12 protein-coding genes are annotated in these 16,070 nt (G+C 73.0%); 8 read left to right on the forward strand and 4 right to left on the reverse strand.

All coding sequences use genetic code 11. The features are described from left to right. Nucleotides 1–700: 700 nt before the first annotated feature. A complete protein-coding gene (locus OG444_RS02890) occupies nucleotides 701–1,276 on the reverse strand; it encodes an RNA polymerase sigma factor (protein WP_327260572.1) in 576 nt (191 codons plus the stop codon). Between the two features lie 635 nt (nucleotides 1,277–1,911). Between OG444_RS02890 and OG444_RS02895 the strand changes: the two genes are divergently transcribed. Then, nucleotides 1,912–3,828: a hypothetical protein gene (locus OG444_RS02895; RefSeq protein ID WP_327260573.1), complete on the forward strand. Its 1,917-nt coding sequence runs from the start codon at nucleotides 1,912–1,914 to the stop codon at nucleotides 3,826–3,828. Nucleotides 3,829–3,849: 21 nt separating this feature from the next. On the opposite strand, the gene OG444_RS02900 is transcribed toward OG444_RS02895, so the two are convergent. Then, nucleotides 3,850–4,476: a hypothetical protein gene (locus tag OG444_RS02900; RefSeq protein ID WP_327260574.1), complete on the reverse strand. Its 627-nt coding sequence runs from the start codon at nucleotides 4,474–4,476 to the stop codon at nucleotides 3,850–3,852. A gap of 135 nt (nucleotides 4,477–4,611) precedes the next feature. Between OG444_RS02900 and OG444_RS02905 the strand changes: the two genes are divergently transcribed. The 4 genes from OG444_RS02905 to OG444_RS02920 all read left to right on the forward strand — a co-directional run bounded on the left by OG444_RS02905 (nucleotide 4,612) and on the right by OG444_RS02920 (nucleotide 10,101). Next, nucleotides 4,612–5,289: a response regulator transcription factor gene (locus OG444_RS02905; RefSeq protein ID WP_327260575.1), complete on the forward strand. Its 678-nt coding sequence runs from the start codon at nucleotides 4,612–4,614 to the stop codon at nucleotides 5,287–5,289. Between the two features lie 76 nt (nucleotides 5,290–5,365). Next, a complete protein-coding gene (locus OG444_RS02910) occupies nucleotides 5,366–6,760 on the forward strand; it encodes a sensor histidine kinase (RefSeq protein WP_442810739.1) in 1,395 nt (464 codons plus the stop codon). Nucleotides 6,761–7,348: 588 nt separating this feature from the next. Next, on the forward strand, nucleotides 7,349–9,424 hold the full coding sequence (gene fusA, locus OG444_RS02915; protein WP_327260577.1) for an elongation factor G: 2,076 nt from the start codon (nucleotides 7,349–7,351) through the stop codon (nucleotides 9,422–9,424). Between the two features lie 119 nt (nucleotides 9,425–9,543). After that, nucleotides 9,544–10,101, forward strand: a complete 558-nt coding sequence (locus OG444_RS02920; protein WP_327260578.1) for an FABP family protein — start codon at nucleotides 9,544–9,546, stop codon at nucleotides 10,099–10,101. Here OG444_RS02920 and OG444_RS02925 read toward each other — a convergent pair. Further along, nucleotides 10,083–11,054, reverse strand: a complete 972-nt coding sequence (locus OG444_RS02925; protein ID WP_327260579.1) for a helix-turn-helix transcriptional regulator — start codon at nucleotides 11,052–11,054, stop codon at nucleotides 10,083–10,085. The genes OG444_RS02920 and OG444_RS02925 overlap by 19 nt on opposite strands. 154 nt (nucleotides 11,055–11,208) lie before the next feature. Here OG444_RS02925 and OG444_RS02930 point away from each other — a divergent pair, with 154 nt between their 5' ends. From OG444_RS02930 to OG444_RS02940, 3 genes are all read left to right on the forward strand, one after another. Beyond that, nucleotides 11,209–11,604 carry a RidA family protein gene (locus OG444_RS02930; protein WP_327260580.1) on the forward strand — a complete coding sequence of 132 codons (396 nt, stop codon included), beginning with the start codon at nucleotides 11,209–11,211 and terminating at the stop codon, nucleotides 11,602–11,604. 277 nt (nucleotides 11,605–11,881) lie between these two features. Continuing rightward, nucleotides 11,882–12,733: a polysaccharide deacetylase family protein gene (locus OG444_RS02935; protein WP_327260581.1), complete on the forward strand. Its 852-nt coding sequence runs from the start codon at nucleotides 11,882–11,884 to the stop codon at nucleotides 12,731–12,733. Nucleotides 12,734–12,862: 129 nt separating this feature from the next. Beyond that, nucleotides 12,863–13,756: a sigma-70 family RNA polymerase sigma factor gene (locus OG444_RS02940; RefSeq protein ID WP_327260582.1), complete on the forward strand. Its 894-nt coding sequence runs from the start codon at nucleotides 12,863–12,865 to the stop codon at nucleotides 13,754–13,756. Between the two features lie 140 nt (nucleotides 13,757–13,896). Here the strand turns inward: OG444_RS02940 and OG444_RS02945 are convergent, their stop codons facing one another. After that, the gene (locus OG444_RS02945) at nucleotides 13,897–15,294 is read right to left on the reverse strand and encodes a S41 family peptidase (protein WP_327260583.1); all 1,398 of its coding nucleotides are present in this window, start codon (nucleotides 15,292–15,294) and stop codon (nucleotides 13,897–13,899) included. Between the last annotated feature and the right edge of the window lie 776 nt (nucleotides 15,295–16,070).

The following is a 16,070-nucleotide window of genomic DNA, read 5'->3' on the forward strand; positions in this document are numbered from 1 at the left end:
AGCCGGCACGGGGGTCGGCCGGCTTCTCCGGGTCCGGTGGTGAGGGCGGTGAGGTCCTGGGTGGTGATGGGCGGGGAGGCCCAGATCACCGAGGCTCCGAGGGCCTCCTCGAGGTGTTCCGGGAGTTGTGGCAGGGGCGGCAGGTGATCCTCCCGGGAAAGGGTCCGGGCCTGGCACTTCCAGTAGCGGGCGGTGGCGACCTCGGCACGGGAGAGGTGGAGCAGGTAGAGGCAGCTGGCGGCGGTCCGCGAGCCCGCCCCGGCCGCGTACTGGAACCAGAACTGCGCGGCCTCCATCCGGTCGGCCAGGTGGAGCAGGCAGCCGAACAGCAGCGCGGAATCCACGCCGTGGGGCCAGGAGTCGGCGTCGAGGGCGAGTTCGGCGAAGGGCCGGCTCTCCACGAGGCTCCAGGTGAGGTCGTCCAGACCCCGGGCGGCGCGCACGTGGCAGGCGGCGTCGAGGACGAGGTCGTCGGCCGCCGCGAATGCCGTGTGCGCGCGCGCCGGAAGGGGCACGACTCCGGGAGGTCCGGTGGTTCCCGTCGCCGAGCGGGCGCGGTCGGCGACGATCCGGCGGGCGATCCTGCGGCGCGCCGCACCCTCGTCGTATCCGGCGTACTCCTCCCCGAGTACCGTCGCGTCCTCGAGGGCCGCGTCCAGTTCGCACAGCAGCATGTCGCGGTGGCGGGGCATGTCGCTCACTAGTCCTTCTCCTCTCCGGGAATCCAGTCCACCCCGAGCTTGCGGGACAGGGTGCGGCGTGCGCCGCGGATGTGCGAGCGGACCGTCGCGGGGGTGATCCCCATCATCCGGGCCACCGTGTCGGAGTCGTTGCCCAGGAGGAAGGCCAGCAGCACCACGTCGTACTGCCGCTCGGACAGGCCCGCGATCGCCGCGTACAGCCCGAGCTTCGACTCCAGCAGTTCCAGCCGCTCTCTGGAGGAGCGGCGCAGTGCGGCGAACCACGCCGTCTCCACCATCGCCACCTGTCTGCCCAGGGCCGCCAGCCGCCGCTCGACGTGCTCACGCAGCACCGCCCACGCGAAGCCGTGGAGGCTCGCCTCCTTGAGGGCCTGGCGCCACACCTTCAGCAAGAAGGTGAACACGTCGTCGACGACTTCCTCGGCGTCCTTGGGATTTCCCAGCTGCAGATGGGCGTAGCGCAGATAGGCGCGGTGCTGCTGGGAGTGGAAAGCGGTGAAGTCCACCGGCAGTACGCCGGCCAGTTCGCTGGAGACCGCCCGGTCCCCCGATGGATCGAATTCGCCTTCGCTCATACGCTCCCCCACAGCTGTTCGTCGCCGCGCGCCGGGGCGGCGGCGACCTCATGGTGGCGAGCGCGGGGAGCGGCACGGCGGGGGCCGGCGGATGGCCCACCGGTTCCCGTTCGTACCCCCGCGCCCGGCAGGCGCATCGGCGCCCTGACCACATCGATGACCAAATAGCGGGCAGTGGTGACTAACAGCGCGAGGGCGGCCGTCTCGGCAACATTCACGTCGGCGCGGAACCTTTCGAGTGGATCATGCGTAACCGGCCTGCCTGCCCCCGAACCGGCAGCCGTGGAGCACCGATCGCTCCCATTCACCACCCCATCGAAAAACGAGCCCGATCGTGCAAGCCGGTCCCCGGAAATCTTGCGCAGGAAGCGCATCCGCTCTCCCGTGCGCCCCGGTCCACCCGTGCGCGCCCCGGCGTGCCCGTCGAGCGCCACCTGCGCCTTCGTGAGCCTTCGTGCGCCCGTACGGTCCTCGCCGGTGTTTCCGTCACACGATCGGATGCCGAAAAGGACCCCATCCGGTGGGACACGTCCCGACTCCCCCCTCTGCAGGGGCGGACAGCTGCATGGTGGGTCCAGCTTTCGGCGCCCCGGCCCTTCGCCCCGCGCGCCCGTCGAGGAGGAAGGGCCCATCAGATGGCGTACGTGAGGACCTTGCTGCCCGCCGTACTCTCCCTGGCGCTGACCGGGGCACCCGCAGCGCTGCCCGGCGCGGCGGCCGCCCTGTCCTACGAGGGCCAGGCCGGCCACGAGACCGCGCTGTTCAGCGTGAAGGCCACGAACAACGCGGCGGCCCAGGCGTTCACGGTGGACGGCACCCGGCTCTCCCGGGTGAGCGTCTGGCTGGGCAGCGGGGCGGCAACGGGCACCGTGACCGCACAGGTGCGCCGGGTCCGCACGGACGCCGCCTCGGCGATCGCCTCGCAGACCGTGGACCTCGCGGCACTCGGCGGCGCCGGCGCCGGCTGGGTCGAATTCCCGCTGAGCGCCGACGTCACGGCGGGCAGCACCTACTACCTGCACCTCCAGGCGAGCAGCGCCGAGAGCGGGCCGATCGCCTGGTACGGCACCACGCGCGCCGTGCCCGGCTCACTGACCAGCTGGAACTACGACAGGGCGTACTGGGGCGGCTGGCACTCCTCCGCCTCACGGCTGGCCTTCCACGTCAACCCCGCGGGCAGCGACCGCTGCGGGGAGACCGAGCCCTGCTACGTACCCGCCTCCGCCCTCGCCGCCCGCACGTCGGGCCTGCTGACGAACCGGGTCGCCACCGAGGCGGTCCTGCCCTCCTTCGCCGTGGGCGCCTCCTACCTCGACGGGAGCAATGTGCTGCGCCTGCCGTCGGGCCGGTGGCGGTACCTGCCCAACGGGGCCTCCGCGTCGGTGGTGGTCGAGGCGGACGACCCGGGCGCCCTGGCGCAGGCCGAGGAGAGCCGCGCATGGCTCGCCTCGGGCAGGGTGCCGGGAGCGACCGCCGCGCAGCGGGAGGCGTCGCAGCGCGCCCTGCTGTCGATGCGGGCGCTGCTGAAACCGGGCGGAGCCTTCGCGGCCGCCTGGGCTCCGCCGTGGGAGTACTCCTGGCCCCGCGACGGGGCGTTCGCGGCGGCCGCTTTCGCCGCCACCGGGCACGACGAGGAGGCGTACCGGATCCTGGGATACGACGCGCGAACCCAGCGGGCCGACGGCACCTGGGAGGCCCGTACGAAGCTGGACGGCAGCGGACCGCCGGACGCACGGAAGTGGCAGCTGGACGGCAACGGCTGGGTGCCCTGGGCCACTTGGCAGTGGTACCGGGCGGCGCCGCCCGACGGGCGGGACGACCGGCTGCGCGCCCTCTACCCGATGGTGCGCAAGGCCGCCGACTACGCGGCCCGGTCGCTGGGGCCGGACGGGCTGCCTCCGGCGTCCCCGGACTACTGGGAGCTGGACACGACGACCACCAACATCGGTACCGCCGCTCCCCTGCTGGCCGGACTCAACTCCGCGGCCGACCTGGCCGCCCGGCTGGGCATCGACGAGGACGCGGAGCGCTGGGGGGAGGCGGCCCGGCGGCTGTCCGCGGGGATCGCGTCCGGCTTCGCACCGCTGGGGTACCAGCGGACCGTGGACGGCAATCACGGCCGGGACAGCGCGGTGGCGTTCATGGCGCCCCCGTTCAACTCCGCCCCGGCCGGGCTGGGCGAGGCGCTGGACTCCACCTACCGGGCGCTGCTGCTGCCGAACGGCGGGCTCTCGCCGGGCAACGACCCCTCCTTCAGCTGGGGCGCGTACGCCTGGACGGCAAGCACCTCCTTCTTCGCCCTGGCCTGGGCCGGTACGGGTGAACGGGCGAAGGCCAACGAGGTGCTCGACTGGGTGCTGTCCAAGCGCAACGGGCTGGGCGAGCTGCCGGAGACCGTGAACGGGGCGGGCCTGCCGTCCGCCGTGGCGCCCCTGGGGTGGACGGACTCGCTGGTCGTACTCACCGCGCTGACCCTCCAGGGTTCGCCGCAGCCCACTCCGCCGACGACGACGCCGGGCGGTGCCGGCGCGGCGTCGTCGTCGGTGCGTTGACGGTCCTGCCCGAACCGCTTCTCAGCGGTCCTTGGTCGTGTTGCTCGTGATCGAGCCGTCCGTGCCGGACACGGTGACCGCGTGCCGGACTCCGTCGGAGCCGACGACCACGGCCAGCCAGGCGCTGCCGCCGCCCTCCTGGGCGACCGCGCGCAGACTCGCCACCTTGCCTCCGGGCACCGCGGCAGCGGCCTTCTCGGCCGCCTCGCCGATGGCCAGGGAGGGGATGGGGGCGGGTGCCGGGGCCATCTTGGTGATGCCGCCCCGCCCGTCGGCGCCCTCGTGGCGGCCGAGCTCGTCGCGCACCTCGGGGCCGCCGGGGCGTCCCGGCTTCCCGGGCGCCCGCTCGGGCTTCGGGCCGTCCCGGAAGCCGCCCTCGGGGCCGGGTCCGGCCCAGGCGATGTGCGGGCCCCGGTCGATGCGCCCGTGGTGGTCGTGGTGCTCCGCCACGGCCACCGCCGTCAGTCCGCCGACGACGACCACCGTGGCCGCGCCCGCGGCCACCCAGCGGGCGCGCCTGCCGCGGGGCACGAAGCGACCCAGGGTCGCGGACCTGCCGGCTCCGGCCTCGGGGGCGGTGACCGGGGCGGTCCCGGCCGGATCGGACGGCTTGGCCTGCTCGGACGGCGGCGGGACAGAATCAGACATACAGGCACTCCTCAGGACAACCGGGCGCGGTGCGCGGCTCGTTCCAGAGCATGAACAGCGGATGCTGAAGCTCCGCTGAAGCCACCTGAAGACCTCTTCAGCCGGCGGCGGAGCGGTACTGCGATCCTGTCCGGCATGCGCGTACTGGTGGTGGAGGACGAACGGCGGCTCGCCGTGGCCCTGCAGCGTGGGCTGCAGTCGGAGGGCTTTTCTGTGGACATGGCCCACGACGGCCCGCAGGGCCTGTGGATGGCGACGGAGCACGACTACGACCTGATCGTGCTCGACATCATGCTGCCCGGCCTCAACGGCTACCGGATCTGCTCGAAGCTGCGCGCGGCCGGCAACGAGTCCGGGATCCTGATGCTCACGGCGAAGGACGGCGAGTACGACGAGGCGGAGGCGCTGGACACGGGCGCCGACGACTTCCTGTCCAAGCCGTTCTCCTACCTCGTCCTGGTCGCCCGGCTGCGCGCGCTCGGCCGCCGTACGGGCCGCCGGCAGCCCCAGGTGATGCGGTTCGGCGACCTGCTGCTCGACCCCGCCCGGCACTCCTGCTCCCGCGGCGGCACGGAGATACGGCTCACCGCGCGGGAGTTCGCGGTCCTGGAGTACCTGGCCCGGCGCTCCGGCGAGGTGGTGCCCAAGCGGGACATCCTGGAACAGGTGTGGGACAGCGCCTTCGACGGCGATCCCAATGTGGTCGAGGTCCACGTCAGCGCGGTCCGCCGCAAGATCGACGCGCCGTTCGGCCGCGCCGCGCTGGAGACCGTACGCGGGGCCGGGTACCGACTGGCGGCCGACGGTGGCTGAGCGTCGCGGCCTGCGGGAGCGCGCGGGCACCGCCGTGCGCGGGACCACGGGTGCGGCCGTGCGCCGGTGGCCGGTGCTGCGGCGGATGTGGCCCACCACCGTACGGGCGCGGGCCACGGTGGGCGCCAGCGCGGTGGTGGCCGCGGCGCTGGCACTCGCTTCGTTCGCCCTGCTCGGGCTGCTGGAGGCCAACCTGCTCCGCAACGCGGAGAGCGACGCCCGGCGGCAGGCCGAGACCGTGGCGCAGCTCGCCGCCACCGGGAAGCTGGCCCGGGTACGTCCGCAGGCCCGCGGCATCGACTTCGTCCAGGTGGTGGACGCGGACGGGCGCATCCTGTTCGCCAGCCCGAACCTGGCCGGTGTGCCCGCCTTCCCGCCGCCCGCCCCCGACGCCCCGGGAACCCGTTCCCACACGTGGCGGGTCCGCCCGGTGGACGCCGAGAACCGGCAGCGGGTCGTCCAGGTCGTCACGCAGACCCCGGACGGCATGGCCATCGTCTACGCCGGCGCGTCCCTGCGGGACGCGGACGCGGCCGACGACACCACCACCGCCGCCCTCGTCATCGGCCTGCCCCTGCTGCTGGCCACCGTCGCCCTCGTGACCTGGCGGGTCACCGGTCACGCGCTCAGGCCGGTGGAGGCGATCCGGGCCGAGGTCGCCGAGATCTCCGACCGCGGCCTGCACCGCCGGGTGCCGGTGCCGGCGACCCGGGACGAGGTCGCCCGGCTGGCCGAGACGATGAACGCCACCCTGGACCGGCTGGAGGCCTCCGGCATCCGGCAGCGGCAGTTCATCGCCGACGCCTCCCACGAGCTGCGCAGCCCGATCACCGTCCTGCGCACCCAGCTGGAGGTGGCGCTGGCCGTGCAGGACCCGGAGCTGTGGCCCGAGCTGATCGGCGGGGCCCTGGAGGACATCGAACGGCTTCAGCACCTGACGGCCGATCTGCTCCTGCTCGCCCGTATCGACGCGGCCCAGCCCGTGGTCGCCGCCCCGCTGGACCTGACGACCCTGGTGCGCGAGGTGGTGGAGGGCCGCCACGGCGACCGGGTCCCCGTACGGCTGGCCCTGGAGCCCGAGGTGCAAGTCACCGCGGGGGCGCTGTGGCTGGGCCGTGTCGTGACCAATCTCGTCGACAACGCACAGCGTTTCGCCGACCGGCACGTGGAGATCACCCTGCGCACGACGAAGGGCGCGGGGCCGGGCACCGCCGTGCTGGAGGTCGTCGACGACGGCCCGGGGATTCCCGCGGCGGACCGGGAGCGGGTCTTCGAACGCTTCACCCGGCTCGACGACTCGCGCAGCCGCGATCACGGCGGGGCGGGACTGGGCCTGGCCATCGCCCGTGACCTGAGCGCCCGCCACGGAGGCACCCTGACCGCCGAGGACAGTTCCGGGGAGCGGGCCGGGGACGGCTCCGGGGGTGCCCGGCTGGTGCTGCGCCTGCCCGTCACGCGCCGGGCGGGCTGACGCTGCCGGGGTGACTCCCCCTGTACTCCTTGAGCCGGCGGAACAGCTCGGGGAGGATCACCACCCTGGTGTCCGGGAATGGTGGTGACACTCTCGTCCGGGTGTCGTTCGATGCCGGTGAAGCCGAGCCGGGCCGGCAGCGCAGGCGTCGACATCCTCCAGGCGCCCGGTCGCCACTGACGTGGCGTCAATTCCGCCCCGCGGCGGGTCCGGGAAAACCCGGTGCCCCCGGACGGCCCGGTCATTAGACTCGCCGTGCGCGCTGCCGACAGGGCACCGCGCCCATGCCGAGTGAAGAGAAGGGGAGCCGCGCCATGTGCACGTACCGCACTGCCGCCTTCGCTCCCCCGTCCCGGTACGACGTGATCCCGGTGTCTCGCAGCGCGCGGTGCCTGCCGCGCGGCAGTCACCGTACGCCCGTGACCCACCCCTAGGTTCCATCCCCTCCTGCTCCCGCAACGCCCTGACGCCTCCTGCCCGGACCTCCTCCGGTCGGGACGGCGGCGCTGCGGCTGCCCGTGGGGACCGGGGCCGGAGTCCGGGAATCGCGCCGCCCTCTTCCTCTGCACACTCGAAAGGCCTCGGGCCATGCGCGCCAACAGGCAGCCCTTCATCACGACTTCCCCCACCGCCGTCCGCAACCTGGGCATCCTCGCCCACGTCGACGCCGGCAAGACCACCATCACCGAACGGATCCTGTTCGCGACCGGTGCCATCCACAAGCGGGGCGAGGTCCACCACGGCACGACCGTCACCGACTTCGACGCCCAGGAACGCGATCGCGGCATCACCATCTTCGCCGCGGCCGTGAGCTGCGCGTGGGGCGGTCACCGCGTCAACCTGATCGACACCCCGGGGCACGTCGACTTCTCCGACGAGGTCGAGCGTTCCCTGCGGGTGCTGGACGGGGCGGTCGCGGTGTTCGACGCCGTCGCCGGCGTGGAACCGCAGAGCGAGACGGTCTGGCGGCAGGCCGACCGGCACGGTGTACCGCGCATCGCGTTCGTCAACAAGCTGGACCGGGCCGGCGCCGACCTCGATACGGCGGTCGCGTCGATCCGGGCACGGCTGGGCGTCGTTCCGCTGGTGGTGCAGCTGCCGATCGGAGCGGAGGACTCGTTCTCCGGCGTCGTCGACCTGCTGCGCATGCGCTCGCTGAACTGGCGGGCCGACGCCGACACCTACCAGGAGGGCACGGTACCCGAGGCGCTCCTGGAGGAAGCGGCCCGGCGGCGCCGGCTCCTGGAGGAGACGGTGGCCGAGCTGCACGCCGACGCCCTGGAGGAGTTCTGCTCGGCCTCGGCCCTGACGGAGCGCACCCTGGTGCGCGCCCTGCGCGAGCTGACGCTCCGCGGGGACGGCGTGGTCGTGCTGTGCGGCTCGGCGTACCGCAACCGCGGGATCGAGCCGCTGCTGGACGCGGTGCTCGCGTATCTGCCGTCGCCCGCCGACATGCCTGCGGTACGGGGGCTGGCGGCGGACGGCGCGGAGCAGGAGCGCGCCCCGGACCCGGCGGAGCCCTTCACGGCCCTCGCCTTCAAGGTGACCGCGACGGCGACCGGGCGCCTGACCTACCTGCGGGTGTACGCGGGCACGCTGCGCAAGGGCGCGACGGTACTGGACGCGGCCACGGGCCGTACGGAGCGGGTCGGCCGGATCCTGCGGGTCCAGGCCGACCGGCACGAGGAACGGGAGGAGGCGGCGGCCGGTGACATCGTCGCGGTGATCGGGCTGAAGGCCGCCCGGGCGGGAACGACCCTGTGCGCGCCGGGTGCACCCCTGGTCCTCGAACCGCCGTCGGTGGCCGAGCCGGTGGTGTCCGTCGCGGTCGAGGCCCGGCGCAACATCGACACGGGCCGGCTCTCGGCCGCACTGGCGCGGCTCGCCGAGGAGGACCCCTCCCTGGTGGTGCGGTCCGACCCGGAGAGCGGCCAGACCGTGCTGTCGGGGATGGGCGAGCTGCACCTGGAGGTCGCGGTGGAGAAGATCCGCAGTGGCCACGGGGTGGAGGTCGTCGTGGGCCGGCCGCAGGTCTCCTACCGGGAGACGGTCGTGCGCGGGGTCCGCGGACTCGTCCACCGGCACGTCAAACAGGACGGTGGGGCGGGTCAGTTCGCGCACGTCGTCCTCGACGTCGAGCCGCTGGAGGAGCCGTGCTTCGAGTTCCGCTCGACGGTCGTCGGCGGGCGCGTGCCGCAGGAGTACGCGCGCGCCGTGGAGGCGGGCTGCCGGGACGCGCTCGCCGAGGGGCCGCTCGGCGGGTTCCCGGTGACGGGGCTGCGGGTCACGCTCACCGACGGGGCGACCCACTCCAAGGACTCCTCGGAGATGGCGTTCCGCGCGGCGGGCCGGTTCGGGCTGCGCGAGGCGCTGCGCCTGAGCACGATGGAGCTCCTGGAACCGCTCGTCGAAGTCACGGTGACGGTCCCGGAGGACGGCGTCGGGGGCGTGCTCGGTGACCTCGCGGCCCGCCGAGGCCGGGTCAGCGGTTCCACGGCCGAGGCCGGGACCGCGGTGATCACGGCGGCCGTGCCGCTGGCCGAGCTGTTCGGCTATGCGTCCCGGCTGCGCGGCCGGACGCAGGGCCGGGGCACCTTCACCACCCGGCCGGCCGGTCTCGCGCCGGTTCCGGCCTCGGTCGCGGGGGCCCTGCCGGCCCGGTGACCGCCCGGCTCCCGCCGCGCCGTGGCCGCCCGCTCCGCCCCGTGCCCAGGGGCGGGGCGGGCGGCGCCCTGCCGTTAAGCTGCGGCCTTCGGGGGTCCACGCAGACAGGCAAGGTGAACATGTTCGAGTCGGTGCAGGAAAATCCCTACCCTGACAGCCACGTCCTCGGCGAAGGCCCCGCACCGCACCCGCAACTGCGGCCCGTCCTGGCCCTGCTGGGACGCTGGCACGGCCGCGGGCAGGGCGAGTACCCGACGCTCGAACAGGACTTCCGGTACGAGCAGGAGATCACCTTCAGCCACGACGGCCGCCCCTTCCTCCGCTACGAGGCACGCGCCTGGCTGATCGACGCGTCCGGGGTGCCCGTGCGGCCGGCGGGACGCGAGGCCGGCTGGTGGCGGGTGACGCCCGACGCCTCCCTGGAGGTCGTGCTCGCTCATCCGACCGGCATCGTCGAGACGTACGTCGGGCGGGTGTCCGGTGCGGAGATCGAGATCGAGACCAAGGACGTGTCGCTGACCCCGCTGGCGAAGGAGGTCACGGGCACCCGGCGCCGCTACACGCTCGGGGACGGCGAGATGACGGTCGTTCACGACATGGCCGCGGTGGGACAGCCCCTGCAGCACCACCTCACGACGCACCTGCGCCGGCGCCCGTCTCAGGAGGGGGCCCCGTAGCGGGTGGCCATCGCGGTGGCGCGGTCGCGCAGGGCGGTGCGCAGCGATTGCGGGGCGAGGGCCTCCGCGTCCGTGCCGAGCTGCCACAGCGCCCATTCCGCGTGCCATGAGTCCTGGAACGTCAGTTCCAGCCGCAGCCGGCCGTCCGCGTCGGGCTCCTCGGCGCGGACGGCCACCGCGGTGTCCAGCAGGTCCCCCCGCCGGGCCGGCTCCACCCGCACCAGCACGGTGATGTGGTTGTCGCCGAGGAACTGGGCGGAGCGTTCCCGCCAGATCCGGTCCAGGTCGACCCGGTTCGGCCGCTGCGCCGGCTCGGGGAGTTCCTCGGCGGCCAGCACCCGGGACAGCCGGTAGGTACGGTCCTCACCGGCCCGGGTCGCCAGCAGGTAGATGCGGTCGCGCACGGTGACCAGGCCGATCGGGTCCACCGTGCGCCACTGCGGCGGCCGGCCGGTGGCCTCGTAGTGGATGCGCAGCTTGTGTCCGGCGAGCACCGCGCGCCGGACCTCGATCATGGTGGTGCCGGGTACCTCGTCCGTGACCGGCCTGCGTGAGAGCAGGTCCGTCTCCGGCTCGACGAGGAACCGCCGGGCCGCGTCGCTCGCGGTGGCCCGGTGGCCTTCCGGCAGCGCGTCGACCACCTTCCGCATGGCCGAAGCGAGCGCCGAGCCGAGTCCGAACACCTGCTCGCCGCGGCCCGATCCGGCGGTCAGCAGGGCAAGGGCCTCGTCGTGGTTCAGCCCGGTGAGCTCGGTCCGGAAGCCGGGCAGCAGTGCGAACCCCCCGTGCCGGCCGCGTTCGGCGTAGACCGGTACGCCGGCCGCCGAGAGCGCCTCGATGTCGCGCAGCACGGTGCGGGTGGACACCCCCAGCTCGCCGGCCAGCGTGTCCGCGGTGAGCCGGCCGCGCTGGCGCAGCAGAAGTACCAGGGAGACCAGTCGGTCGGCGCGCATGCGGGGAATTTTATCGGAATACATGACCAAGGGTGTCGTGATTTGTTGGCAGGCTCTTCAACACGACGTCAAGGCCGGTGGCGCCCCGAGCCCACGGGCGGACGGATGTTCGTACGCACGTATTCCTGATGAATCGAATGGAGCTGATGACGCGATGGAGCGAACGGCGGTCAACCCGGTGACGTGGTCCGTGGAGATGGGGTTCAACCAGGGGGAGGTCGTCTCCGGGCACACCCGCACGCTGTACATCTCGGGGCAGACCGCGATGAGCGGCGACGGCAAGCCCTTGCACGAGGGGGATATGGCTGCGCAGTTGACGCTGAGCGTCGACAACCTGGAGGCCGTGCTCGGCGAGGCCGGGATGTCTCTCGCGGACCTCGTGCGGCTCAATGTGTACACGACCGACGTCGACCTGCTCTTCCAGCACTACGGCGTTTTGGCGGCGCGGCTCGGCGCGGCCGAGGTGGCGCCGGCCACCACGATGCTCGGGGTGACGCGACTGGCGATCCCCGGCCAGATGGTCGAGCTCGAGGGGACCGCCGTCGCGTGACGCGGCATCACCCGGCCCGCTGCGCGCGCCGGCCCGACCGGCACGGGCGGCGGGCGGGTGGATGACTCCCGGTCCTCTTCCGATGCCCTTCCGGTGCTCTTGCGGTGCTCTTGCGGTGCTCTTGCGGTGTGCGGAAGAGCGGTCTCCCCGGCGCGCCCGGACCCCGCCGGGGAGATCACCCGGGTGCCCCGGCACGGGCTGCGGGGACCTCGGGCTGCTGCGCCGCATAGTCGGTGGCAGGGCCCGCCCGGGGCCGTGATCGTGGGGAGTGACCGTGGTGGACAGGGAACGACGTTCCGCCCTGGCGGCCATGGCCGCCCTGTTGTCGGCGGGTATCGCGGGCCTGGCGCCCGGGACGGGCCCGGCGGCGGCCGCGGCCGCGGCTGCGTCTGCGTCTGCGTCTGCGTCTGCGTCTGCGTCTGCGTCTGCGTCTGCGCCCAGGGACGCGGCCACGCCTCGGCGGGACGCCCGGGCCGCGGGTCCCCGCCCCCCGGCCTCGCTCCTCGGCGATGAGATCCGCCGACTGCCCACGACCCGCAACATCCTGGCCCTCACCTTCAACGCCGCCTGGGACGACGCCGGCGTCGACACGGTGCTGGCCGAACTGCGACGGCGCAAGCTGCCCGCCACCTTCTTCCTGACCGGCGAGTTCGCCGAGGCCGAGCCCGCGGCGGTGCGCGCCATGGCGGACGCGGGGCACGGCCTCGGCAACCACTCGTACAGTCACCCCTACTTCGACGACCTGAGCACTGCGGCGCGGACCGAGGAGGTGCGCAGCGCCCACGCGGCGATCCGGACGGCGTCCGGGACGGAGCCCCTGCCGCTCTTCCGTTTCCCCTACAGCTCCACCACGCCGCAGGCCATCACCGACGTCAACGCGCTGGGCTATGCGGCGATCGAGTTCAGCGCCGACACCAACGGCTACCTCGGCCCGGCCGGCGGCATGACCGTGGACAAGGCGGTCAAGCGGGCCGTCGACGCCTTCAGGCCCGGCGCGATCATCCAGATGCACGTCGGCAGCCGCGGTGACGGCATCGTCCTCGACGCCGACGCCCTCCCGCTGATCGTCGACGCCGCCCGGGCCGATGGCTACGAGGTCATCGACCTGCGCCAGTTCCTCGAGGCGTAGGCCGATACGGAGACGCACGCTCGGCCCGGTCTGCGCCGGCTCCCCAACTCTTAGGCCTGTGACGTCCGTTGACCTGTTCGGTTATCGTCCGGTCCGGAACCGGCGGATCGGAACACGGGGATGTGGCGCGTGAGCGAGAAGGAAATCCTGGCCCAGCGTTTCGAGGAGCACCGCTCCCATCTGCGGGCGGTGGCCTACCGGATGCTGGGCTCGCTCAGCGAGGCGGAGGACGCCGTACAGGAGACCTGGTTCAAGCTGAACCGCTCCGACGCCGACGCGGTCGAGAACCTGGGCGGCTGGCTGACCACCGTGACCGGCCGCGTGTGTCTGGACATGCTGCGCTCGCGCGGCACGCGGCGCGAGGATCCCCTGCACGACCAGGACGGGCAGGTCCGCCTTCCCGACCCGATCGTCAGCCGCGCGGACGGACTCGACCCCGAGCAGGAGGTCATGCTGGCCGATTCGGTCGGCATCGCCCTGATGGTCGTCCTGGACACCCTCGCCCCCGCCGAGCGCCTGGCGTTCGTGCTGCACGACCTGTTCGCCGTGCCTTTCGACGAGATCGCCCCCGTCCTCGGGCGTTCCGCCGCCACGACCCGGCAGCTCGCGAGCCGCGCCCGTCGCCGCGTCCAGGGCGCGGCGCCCGCCCCGGACCCCGACCGGGGCCGACTGCGGGCGATCGTCGACGCCTTCCTGGCAGCCTCGCGCGGCGGGGACTTCGACGCGCTCGTCGCGGTCCTCGACCCCGATGTGGTCGCACGTTCCGACGGCGGCACGCTGCGCCCCACGCTGCTGCGCCGCGGTGCGGCCGAGGTCGCCTCCCAGGCGATCGCCTTCGCCCGGTTCGCCGAGGCCGCGCACGCGGCGCTGGTCAACGGGACTCCCGGGGTGGTAGCCGTGGCGGAGGGCCGGGCGCTGTCGGTCATGGCGTTCACCGTCCGGGACGGCAGGATCACCGCGCTCGACATCCTCACGGACCCCGAGCGCCTGGCGCGCATCGACCTGAGCGTCCTCGACGTCTGACCCGTCGCCGGACCGCACGGCGGGTCCCACCTGCGGAGTGACCTGCCCCACCACCTGTCACAGGCCGGGGCGACGCGGTGTCTTGAGGGCGATCCCACTGCACGTCAGTCAACGACACACATCGACCAACAATCAGATGATCAGAGAGAAACGCCCGGGCCGCGCAGGACCTGCACGGCCCGGTCGAAGGCGGAGTCCTTGTTCTGGTCGAACTCCTCCGCGGTGAAGACCGGCTCGGTGAGGTGCGGCGGGATGCCGGCGCCGTCGAAGGTCCTGCCCGACCGCGCCAGCAGCTCCTCGTTCGGCAGCCAGACCGACATGCCGTTGGGGAGCTTGCGCACCAGGACGTCCGAGAAGACGCCCTGCGTGGGCTGCCCGATCCGTACGGTCCGGCCGGGGCGGTCCATGAGGGCCTGGGTGAAGGTCTCTCCCGCGCTGACGGTCGAGGCACCGGTCAGCACGGCGACCGGTCCGGTGTAGCGGGGGCCCTGGGCGGGCGTAACGTACTGGGGCTGGGGCCGCGTGTGCCGGGTGGGGTCCGCGGGATCGTTGCGGGCCCGCTTGGCGTAGGCGAGGTAGGGGGTGTCGGTGAGCCGCCCGGCGATGTGGAGCCCCATGGCGTCGGAGCCGCCGCCGTTGATCCGCAGGTCGATGACCAGGCCCTTCAGGTGCTGGGTGCGCTCCTGGCCGAGGACCGTGTCCAGGGCCCTGTCGAGCTCGGCCAGCTCGGCGGCGTAGGGGGCGTCGTCGCCCGCGTAGCCGCCGAAGCCGGAGATCCGCAGGTAGCCCTGCCCGCCGGGGAGGTCGGCGTAGGTGATCCGGCCGGCGGCGAAGTCCTGGAGGTTCCGGGCGTCCTTGAGGTCGCGCTCCACGACGAACTTCTTGATCCTGGCATCGAGTGTCCCGTCGGGCAGGACGGTGCCGGGGCGGGCCTGTGCGAAGCGGCGGTCGGGAAAGCCGTCGGCATCGGCGTCGACGTCCCAGACGGCGACGTGGGCGTCGTGCAGCGGCTCGACCATCTTGCTGAAGACGGCGAAGAGTTCGTCCGGGGTCGTCCCTTCGTGGACCGTGGGGCGGTACCGGTCGCGCACGGCGTGCCAGTCGATGCCCTTGACGGAGAAGAAGGGGTAGTTCTCCTCGAAGGACTGCCAGAAGATGTCGAAGGAAGCGAGCGGACCCCCGGGGGCGGGACCCGTGCAGGCCTCGGGCAGTCGCGTCATCCGGCGCAGGTTCCGGTCGCCGACGTCGCCGTCCAGCCGTACGGAGGCGCGGTCGTCGGCGCCCCGGGTGCGCACGGTCAGGACGGTGCCGTCGGGCGTGGTGTAGGTGCCGGGGCCGGTCCGGTGCGCGGTGGCGCCCGCGATGCAGCCGACGGCGGTGGTCTGGTACTCCTGGAGAGTGCCGTTCCGGATGGACAGCACGGTGCCGTAGCCGTCGGTCCGCCAGATCCCGTCGGCGGCCGGCTGGTGAGCGGTGGCGGTCGGCGCGACTGCGCAGACGAGGGCCAGGGCGACGGCGGTGGCCGTGACAATGCGCACGATCTTGCCTTCTCTGTAGGCGACTTGCTCGGTACGCCCACCGTCGCCGACACGCGATCCATCGGGCCATCCGGCTGTCCGGTCGATCGGGGGTGGGGCCAGCCCCCGCTACCGGCGGTACCCCGGGCCACAGGGCGAGGCCGACTCCGGATCCTGCTCCCCCAGCTACCGCTGGGAGGTGCCCCCAGGCCCGCGGCGCCCGGCACCGGACACCGCTGGATCGGCCGACAGAATCCGAAAGGGACAGCCTGGTTCGACGGCGTGATGGCGATCCGCCTGGAGGACGCCCGTGTCACCGGCATCCACTGCGTCCGCACCCCGGAGAAGCTGACCCGTGTCGCGTCCGAAACCCCTCCGACCCTGCGGTGAGTCCCGGCCGCCGCGCGGGCGCCGCCGCCCCCGGGGACGAACTCCTGCCCTCCGCAACGGCTTCGGCGACGCTCCCGGCCCGCGTCGCGCCCGCCGCAGCTCACAGGTCGTGACGAAGGGAATTCGGCAGGTAGCAATTAGGTGAATTCCTGACTGAATTCCCGTCAACAAGCCTCCACTTCATATCTCGATTTGATAACAACCCACCCAGAAAGGACTGGACCATTCGGGCGCGACGCGCGTAACTCGCCTTTTTTTGCTGAGAGTTGATTGTTCGTCAAATCAGGCCGACAGGTAACGGAATGATTTCTCGGGGCACGCTCCCGTTTGTCCGAATTCTCCTCAGCATTCGTCTGGCAGGCTGCGGCGCACCCAGTCTTCCGACAACGATTTGAGGTGCCCATGAC

The organism is Streptomyces sp. NBC_01232 (genome assembly GCF_035989885.1).
GTDB lineage: Bacteria > Actinomycetota > Actinomycetes > Streptomycetales > Streptomycetaceae > Streptomyces.